General features: G+C 31.5%; 5 protein-coding genes. 1 reads left to right on the forward strand and 4 read right to left on the reverse strand.

Going from position 1 to position 8,327, the window contains the following annotated elements:
- Nucleotides 1–296: 296 nt before the first annotated feature.
- Together glyA and alr are read right to left on the reverse strand one after the other, a co-directional pair.
- Nucleotides 297–1,523, reverse strand: a complete 1,227-nt coding sequence (glyA, locus tag SA378_RS07675; RefSeq protein WP_412178683.1) for a serine hydroxymethyltransferase — start codon at nt 1,521–1,523, stop codon at nt 297–299.
- A 10-nt stretch (nt 1,524–1,533) separates the two neighbouring features.
- Nucleotides 1,534–2,661, reverse strand: a complete 1,128-nt coding sequence (gene alr, locus SA378_RS07680) for an alanine racemase (protein ID WP_318525402.1) — start codon at nt 2,659–2,661, stop codon at nt 1,534–1,536.
- 178 nt (nt 2,662–2,839) lie between these two features.
- On the opposite strand from alr, the gene SA378_RS07685 reads away from it, so the two are divergent.
- Nucleotides 2,840–4,396, forward strand: a complete 1,557-nt coding sequence (locus SA378_RS07685) for an ABC-F family ATP-binding cassette domain-containing protein (protein WP_318525403.1) — start codon at nt 2,840–2,842, stop codon at nt 4,394–4,396.
- 43 nt (nt 4,397–4,439) lie between these two features.
- On the opposite strand, the gene SA378_RS07690 is transcribed toward SA378_RS07685, so the two are convergent.
- Together SA378_RS07690 and SA378_RS07695 are read right to left on the reverse strand one after the other, a co-directional pair.
- A complete protein-coding gene (locus SA378_RS07690) occupies nt 4,440–6,770 on the reverse strand; it encodes an S-layer homology domain-containing protein (RefSeq protein ID WP_318525404.1) in 2,331 nt (776 codons plus the stop codon).
- A 120-nt stretch (nt 6,771–6,890) separates the two neighbouring features.
- Nucleotides 6,891–7,811 carry a TIGR01212 family radical SAM protein gene (locus SA378_RS07695; protein WP_318525405.1) on the reverse strand — a complete coding sequence of 307 codons (921 nt, stop codon included), beginning with the start codon at nt 7,809–7,811 and terminating at the stop codon, nt 6,891–6,893.
- Nucleotides 7,812–8,327 lie beyond the last annotated feature (516 nt).

Here is an 8,327-nt window from a genome sequence, read left to right on the forward strand (position 1 = left end):
ATCTTTATTTTGAGAACATCCTGTAAACAGTGAAAGTACCATCAACAAACATAATAATAAAGATAATAACTTCTTCATAACTCTTCTCCTCGCTAATAATAAAATTTCTATAATTATAACATTGAAAGTGGTTTTTTGCAAGCAAATTTTCCGTATATGGTGAACAGAAATCTTCAATTAGTGTACAAATAACACGTATTGTTTCTAATTATTACACTTGAAAATCCAATGTTATTTTCAATAAAAAAAGGATATATCCTAATATATTATATTAGGATATATCCTTTCTATTACTATTAATTAAACTTTGATGTTAAATTTAATACTCTTTCTTTTAATATTGATTCATCTTGATTTTTGCTCAGCGAATCATTGATAATATTTGCAAGTTCAATCATCTCAGTTTCTTTCATTCCTTTTGTAGTGACCGCAGGAGTACCAATTCTTAAACCGCTTGTTACAAATGGACTTTGAGGATCAAAAGGAATAGTATTTTTATTGGTAGTGATGTGAATTGCATCGAGCATTTTTTCAGCTTCTTTTCCGGTTAATCCTTTGTTTCTTACGTCAATAAGCATTAAATGATTGTCTGTCCCGCCTGATACTATTCTAAAACCTTTTTCCATTAGTTCAATAGATAATGCTTTTGCATTTTTAACAATTTGCTGTTGATATACTTTGAAGTCATCTTCTAATGCTTCTTTGAAGCATACTGCCTTTGCTGCAATAACATGCATCAACGGGCCACCTTGAATTCCGGGGAATATTGCTTTATCGATTTTTTGGGCAAATTCGTTTTTGCAAAGTATCATGCCTCCACGAGGGCCTCTTAGTGTTTTATGAGTAGTCGTGGTAACAAAATCAGCATATTCTACAGGATTAGGATGAAGTCCTGCAGCAACAAGACCAGCAATGTGTGCCATATCAACCATGAAATAAGCACCTACTTCATCAGCTATTTCCCTAAAAATTTTAAAGTCAATAAATCTTGAATACGCACTGGCTCCTGCTACTATGAGTTTTGGTCTTTCTATTTTTGCAATTTCTCTTACCTGTTCATAATCAATTTTTTCAGTTTCTTTATTTACTCCATAGAATACAACATCAAAATATGCACCTGACATGTTCACGGGACTTCCATGTGTTAAATGTCCTCCATGTGATAAGTCCATTCCCAGTATTTTGTCTCCGGGTTTCAATACTGAAAAATAAACACCAAAATTTGCATTTGAGCCGGAATGAGGTTGAACATTGGCATGATCTGCGCCAAATATTTGTTTAGCTCTGTCTCTTGCCAGGTTTTCAACTTTATCAACATATTCGCAACCGCCATAATATCTTTTTCCAGGATATCCTTCTGCGTATTTGTTTGTTAAATGACTACCCATAGCTTGAAGAACTGTATCAGATACAAAGTTTTCTGAAGCGATAAGCTCAATGTTAATATTTTGTCTCTCTTTTTCCTCCATAATAGCACTGTAAAGTTCATTATCATTGCTTTTAACTAAATCAAAATTCATTATACTATTCCTCCTAGATATAAATTCTTGGGAGCCTCTTGCCTAAGTTTGTAAGTACTTCATATGATATTGTGCCCCTCATATTTGCCACATCCTCAGCTGTCATTGCACCATCTGTTCCATCACCGTATATAATTGCTAAATCACCTATTTGAGGATTATCTACTTCAGATAAATCTACCATAAATTGATCCATACATACTTTTCCAACTATAGGACATTTTATTCCTTTAACAACTATGTATCCCTTATTTGATAAAAGCCTTGAATAACCGTCGGCATATCCCAGAGGAATAGTACCAATAACTGTAGTTTTAGAAGTATTTAACAAGTGACCGTAACCTATACCTTCACCTGCTTCTAAAGTTTTTACATTCGCAACTCTTGCCTTTAATGTTGCACAAATTTTAAAATTATAATTATCTTTGCTTACTTCATTTGAAGGATAGAACCCATATAAAATTATTCCAGGACGTACCATGTCAAAATAATATTCAGGCATTTCAATTATTGTAGCGCTGTTTGCAATATGTTTTATTGGAATTGTAACATTTCTTTCTTCAAGCATTTTCATAAAACTGATAAACCTGCCTGCTTGCATATGAGCAGTTGTTTTGTCCTTTTCATCAGCCTTTGCATGATGAGAAAAAGCACCTTGAATAAAAATATTTTCCAATTTAGAAATTTCAGCTACTTTGTCTGCATTTTCTTCAATCGGAAGAAAACCAAGCCTGTTCATTCCGGTTTCTACTTTTATGTGAATTTTAGCGACTTTGTTTAATTTTTTTGCTGCAGCATTTAATTTTATAGCATGTTCTAAGTTATAAATTGTAAGAGTTATGTTAGAATTAATTGCATCTTCATAAAATTCTTCATTTGTATATCCTAGAACTAATATATCTTTGTCTTTAATTTCTTGTCGAAGTTCAAAGGCTTCTCCAATAACCGCAACAGCAAGCATGTCAACGCCGTTTTGCATATACATTTTAGAAAATTCAATACTTCCAAGGCCATAGCTGTCAGCTTTTACAACTGCACATATTTTTTTGTTTGGCCCTACAGCTCTTCTCACTTCTAAGAAATTATGAATAGCTTTTTCCTTGTTAATTTCAACCCATGCGGGTCTTAACTTTTCGTTCATTAATTTGCTTCCTCCTATAATTTACTTATCATTTAATTATAGCAAATCAATTTAATTAAATCAATGAGTTGTAAAAAAATTCTGCGTAATTGTGATGTATTTTAGAAAAATATGTTTACAATCGTTGTAATATTTATTATGATATGGATTGTAATTTGAAAATATGCAAGGAGATAGTATGAGTGTATTAGATGTAAGAAATGTAACCCATGGCTTCGGAGCACGTGCTATATTGAACAATGTGTCTTTCAGACTTTTAAAAGGCGAACATGTGGCTTTAATAGGAGCTAACGGTGAAGGAAAGTCTACATTTTTAAATATTATAATAGGAAAGCTTATGCCCGATGAAGGAACAGTTGAATGGTCAAAGAGAGTAACAGTTGGATATCTTGACCAGCATTCAGCATTGAAATCAGGTACAACGATAAGAGAAAATCTACGGCTGGCATTCGACGTCTTGTTTAAGATGGAGCAGGAGCTTCTAGAACTATATGAAAATATGGGAACTGCTGACGAAGAACAAGTAAGTAGAATGATGGAAGATGCCGCAGATATTCAAACAATTTTAGATAGTAGCGGATATTATATTATTGATTCAAAAATAGAAGAAGTTGCAAATGGATTGGGTCTTGCCGATATAGGTCTTGACAAAATGATTGATGAGCTTAGTGGAGGACAGAGAACTAAAGTTCTTTTAACAAAACTTTTACTTCAAAATCCCACAATATTGCTCCTCGATGAACCTACAAATTATTTGGATGAAAATCATATACAGTGGTTAACTAATTATCTTCAGAACTATGAAAATTCATTTATTTTGATTTCACATGATATACCGTTTATAAATAATGTGTGCAATATTATTTATCATGTTGATAATTGTTCACTGACAAGATATGTAGGAAATTATGAGGAATTTAGCAGAATATATGAATTGAATAAACAAAAGGAAGAAAGAGAATATGAAAAACAGCAAAGGGAAATTGGAAAGCTGGAAGATTTCATAGCAAGAAACAAGGCAAGAGTAGCGACAAGAGGAATGGCAAACAGTCGAATGAAGCAACTTGAAAAAATGGATATTATAGAAAAGCCAAGAGATAAACCAAAGCCATTTTTTAAATTCAAAGAAACTAAAGCACCCAGCCGCTTTTTGATAGAAGCCAAAGATTTAGTTATAGGATATGACCAACCATTAACTAAGCCTTTAAACTTTCAAGTGGAGAGAAATAAAAAGATTGCCCTTGTAGGAGTGAATGGTCTTGGAAAATCGACACTATTAAAGACAATGCTCGGTATAATACAATCTATCAGCGGGAGCGTAAGTTTTGGAGAAAATGTAGTATACGGTTATTTTGAGCAGGAAGATTCCAGAAATAACACTAATACAGCAATCGATGAAGTATGGAATAAGTATCCTTCATTAACTAATCATGAGGTCAGATTAGAGCTGGCACGCTGTGGATTGACGAATGATAATATAACAAGCATGATGAAGGTCTTGTCAGGTGGGGAAAATGCAAAGGTGAGATTGTGCAAAATCCTGTTAAAAGAATTAAATTTTCTAGTGTTGGATGAACCTACAAATCATTTAGATCCGGAAGCTAAGGACGAATTAGAGAAAGCATTGAGGGAATTTAAAGGAACAATTCTTTTAGTAAGCCATGAGCCATATTTTTACGAAAGCTTTGTTACAGACGTTTGGAATATAGAAGATTTTACAACAAAAATAGTTTAAATAAATAATAGTGTTCATAAATTATGAACACTATTTATTTTTTTTAATTAAACAGAAGCACTACGTCTATTATTCCGTCAAATTTTCCGTACAAGTCGTAAAGCTGCGCTGTAGAGCCTGAATTTAAATCGGATTTAAGACCTAATTTAAAACTTGTGATGTTGCCTGAGTCATCCGTTGTACAATTGTATACTATAGTATCGGTTGCATATTCCATGTAGGTGATGCCGTCAATTAACATTTGATTTGAATATAATTGCGTAATTTTTATTCTCTCAGTTTCTGGTGTAACTTTGTCTATGTCGATTATAATTCCATTTACAACTACTGCTTTTACATAAGAATTTAAAACTGACGGAATTTTTTTGCCGGCTGCTGAAGAATTAGATACTGAAAACACATTGCTGTCATTGAAAAATTGTACACGGTTTGTTGTATCATCAATTTTTGTAACACCTTTTATAATACCATAAATAGTACCATTGTAGCTTTGAGAAATTTCAGGTGTAACCGTTACATAGCTTGTTGTTTTTATTCCTTTATTGAGGTATAAGGCTTCCGCATATCCATTAAAACCTATAAGTGCTTTTCCTTCAAGATATGAATCTAATTGGTTAGGTTCTAGTAACTGATATTTACCGTCCTTTTCATAAACAATAAATGTATCTTGAGATATCCAGTTTCCATTTGACAAAGTATTATTTTGACTGTTGAAGTTTGTTGCAATATACTTAGTTGGTGCATAATCAATTATTTTAAGCGTTCCGCTAGTTACAGGATCGAATTTTACAATGTCATTTTTTTTCAATGATGTTTGTTTCAGCAAATCAGAGCCTGATTCTACTACATTAACAACGCCTGAATTATCAGCCAGAAAATATGATTTAAGTACTCCATATTCGTCAAGTATCTTTGCTGTTGAGTATCCATTTGTGCTATTTGCAGAACTTATTACAATTCCCAATGTTGAAGGATATTTCCCGTAATCCAGTATATTAAGTTTTATAATGTTGTTATTTTTATCAAGTATCAAATTTACTTTATCATTTATAGATGCTTTTTCTGTAAATATAAAGTTTTCCCCTGTTTTGTATCTAATGTTATTAACAGTATAGTAAGTAATGTTATTTACGGTTTGAACATCAGTTGCAATGCCGGTTATTTGTGACTTGAAAACAAGTAATGTAAGAGCTGTAACTATGTTGGATTCCTTTGTTTCATAAAAGTAAACAACATCATTTTCTTTTATTTCTTCTAAAGATGATGCATCTCCATATATGTGAAGCTTATTGAAGTTGAGCTCATAGTTGCAAGTAGTTGGCAGATTTTTGCCAGCAAAAACTTTGCTTTCTAGTTTATATAAATCGTCTCTTTCTATTACTTTAACATCAGTTGCTTTATATGCTATTATGCCTATAACATCACCATTGAAGGAATTGTCTTCATATACCACTTTTATAAGGCTGTCACCAAGGTTATTAAAGGTTCCTTTTTCGCCGTTAATTACTATAGGAATTTCAGGTAGCTGAAAAGCTCTGACATTGCCATAATCATCTGTAACAAATATTACTCTATTTGTAAGAAGGCTGGTAACAGTTCCTTTAAATTCATTGTATCTTGGATTATCAGCATAAACAGCATTGCCATCAATGTTGTAATATACATCCCATTTGTTAAATAAATAATCTGTAAAGTCAAAATTTTCAATTTTAAGATCATTCAATGTAATTTCTTTTGTTTCTTTACTGCCAAGAAGGGACATCAATGTTTTATTTGTATTATATATTGCATTGTTATACCCTATTTTAACTAAATTGCAATCCAAAGCATTATATAACATTATTGAAATATCTCCGCGAGTTGCGAATTCGCTTGAAGTGTCAATATTTTTGAATAAGTTTAGTTCGTTTGCTTTTTCAAAGTAATTTGGCGGCCATGGACCAGGTAACGATTCATCGTTGTACCCCAAAAGTCTTATTATCATGGTGTACGCTTCTTCGAATTTAATTAAATTATCAGGGCCATATGTAGTTGGTGAAATTCCATTGACTATGTTCAGCACATTGGCAAGTTCTACGTAGCTTTCTGCCCAATGCCCGTGCATATCTTCATAAACTGAAGTCATGTTTTTGGAATATTCATTATATCCTGCTGCAATTATTACTATTTTAGCCATTTCAGCACGAGTGACAGCCTGATCAGGCTTAAAAGTACCATCAGGATATCCATCAACAATACCATAGCTTGACAACAAACCGGCAGATTTCTCCAAATATGTATCTTTGCCTATGTCAGGAAAGCTGGACGCATATGCATTTGTTGAAGCTGCAAGTGCTAATATTATAATTGAAATTATTAACAATATTTTTTTCATTTCATCTTTTCACCCATTTATAATAATTAATTTATAAAAACTAAAAATACCATAAAAACCATAGTATTCCCTTATTATTCATTATATTATAAAAAAGGCCTGTATAGTATTACATTAAAATTACAATGGTGAATTTTTTCCTTGATAACTTTCCCTTGTTTTTAATTCTTTATCAATATCGGATAATACTTTCAGTTTATTTAATGTCCAAAGTGGCTCAATTAAATCGGATTTTTTTCCATCTCCTGTCAGTCTGTGGATAACTATGTTTTCTTTTAAAACTTCCAAAATATCGCATACGATTTCTATATATTCCTCTTGTGACAATATTTTAAATGGGTTATTATTGTAATATTCAGCTAAATCAGTATTTTTTAAAATGTGAAGCATGTGAATTTTTACGCCCCATACATTTAATTTAGAAACATATGTTGCTGTATCAATCATTTGTTCCTTAGATTCACCTGGAAGCCCTACAATTAAATGTACAACTGTTCTTATATTTTTTTTCTTTAACAGCTCAATACAATTATTAAACTGATTTAATTTATATCCTCTCCTAATTAGATTAGCAGTTTTTTCATTGATTGTTTGTAAACCTAATTCAACCCATAGAAATGTTTTTGTGTTTAATTCAGATAATAAATCTGCTATTTCTTCATTAATGCAGTCAGGTCTTGTAGCTATTGCAAGGCCGCATATATGTTCACAGTTAAGTGATTCATAAAATTTTTTCCTCAGGTTTTCAACAGAGTCATATGTGTTTGTGTAATTCTGGAAGTATGCTATGTATGTATTGCTTTTCCATTTTTTTGACATTATTTGCTTTTGTTCTAAAATTTGTTGTGATATAGATTTGGTTCTGTCAGAAGTAAAATCACCAGATCCTCTTTCACTGCAGAAAATACATCCTTTATTTCCAATTGTTCCGTCTCTGTTTGGACATGTAAAGCCGCCATCGATTGACAATTTTATAGTTTTTTCACCAAAATTTTTTTTAAGTTCAAAATCCAAAGTATGATAATTTTTATCATTCCACATTATATTCACCACGATTTCTTTAAGTTATGCACAGTTTTCCTAAATTGTTAAGAGGAGTTATACACAAATTTTAAGCCTTTTTTGGTACTTGTCAACAGATTTATCCACAAATGTGCAAATTTTTATAGCAATATTAAAATTATTATTAAAAATTAATATATTTAAAATTTTTAAAAATTGCAAATAATGATGCTGAATTTTTAAAAAGTATGAATAAAATTGATGATTATGTTAATAACTACATTAGATAATACTTTTTTTATCTTCTTCCAAACCATAAAAACATCCAACGAATATTTGTTGGATGTTTTTGTGTATGCCCTAACCCCGTTTTTCAGAGTGTTTTTCAGTATTACTGATGCTTCATTATAATATTTGACGTGGAAATATATCTAAGTTATAATTAAATCAAATAATTGATAGTGTAAAGTAGCTTATGAAAAACAAGGTCAAAAAAATTAGGTATATATGAACCTAGAAAATCGCAAAAATATAGTTCAAGGATAATCGTCGCCA

The sequence above is a fragment of the Sedimentibacter sp. genome, from assembly GCF_033447055.1.
GTDB lineage: Bacteria > Bacillota > Clostridia > Tissierellales > Sedimentibacteraceae > Sedimentibacter.

Bases quoted from the DNA above. Each gene is read 5' to 3' on its own strand.
- alr (WP_318525402.1), bottom strand. From the start codon at position 2,661: ATGAACGAAAAGTTAAGACCCGCATGGGTTGAAATTAACAAGGAAAAA.
- SA378_RS07685 (WP_318525403.1), top strand. From the start codon at position 2,840: ATGAGTGTATTAGATGTAAGAAATGTAACCCATGGCTTCGGAGCACGT.
- SA378_RS07690 (WP_318525404.1), bottom strand. From the start codon at position 6,770: ATGAAAAAAATATTGTTAATAATTTCAATTATAATATTAGCACTTGCA.
- SA378_RS07695 (WP_318525405.1), bottom strand. From the start codon at position 7,811: ATGTGGAATGATAAAAATTATCATACTTTGGATTTTGAACTTAAAAAA.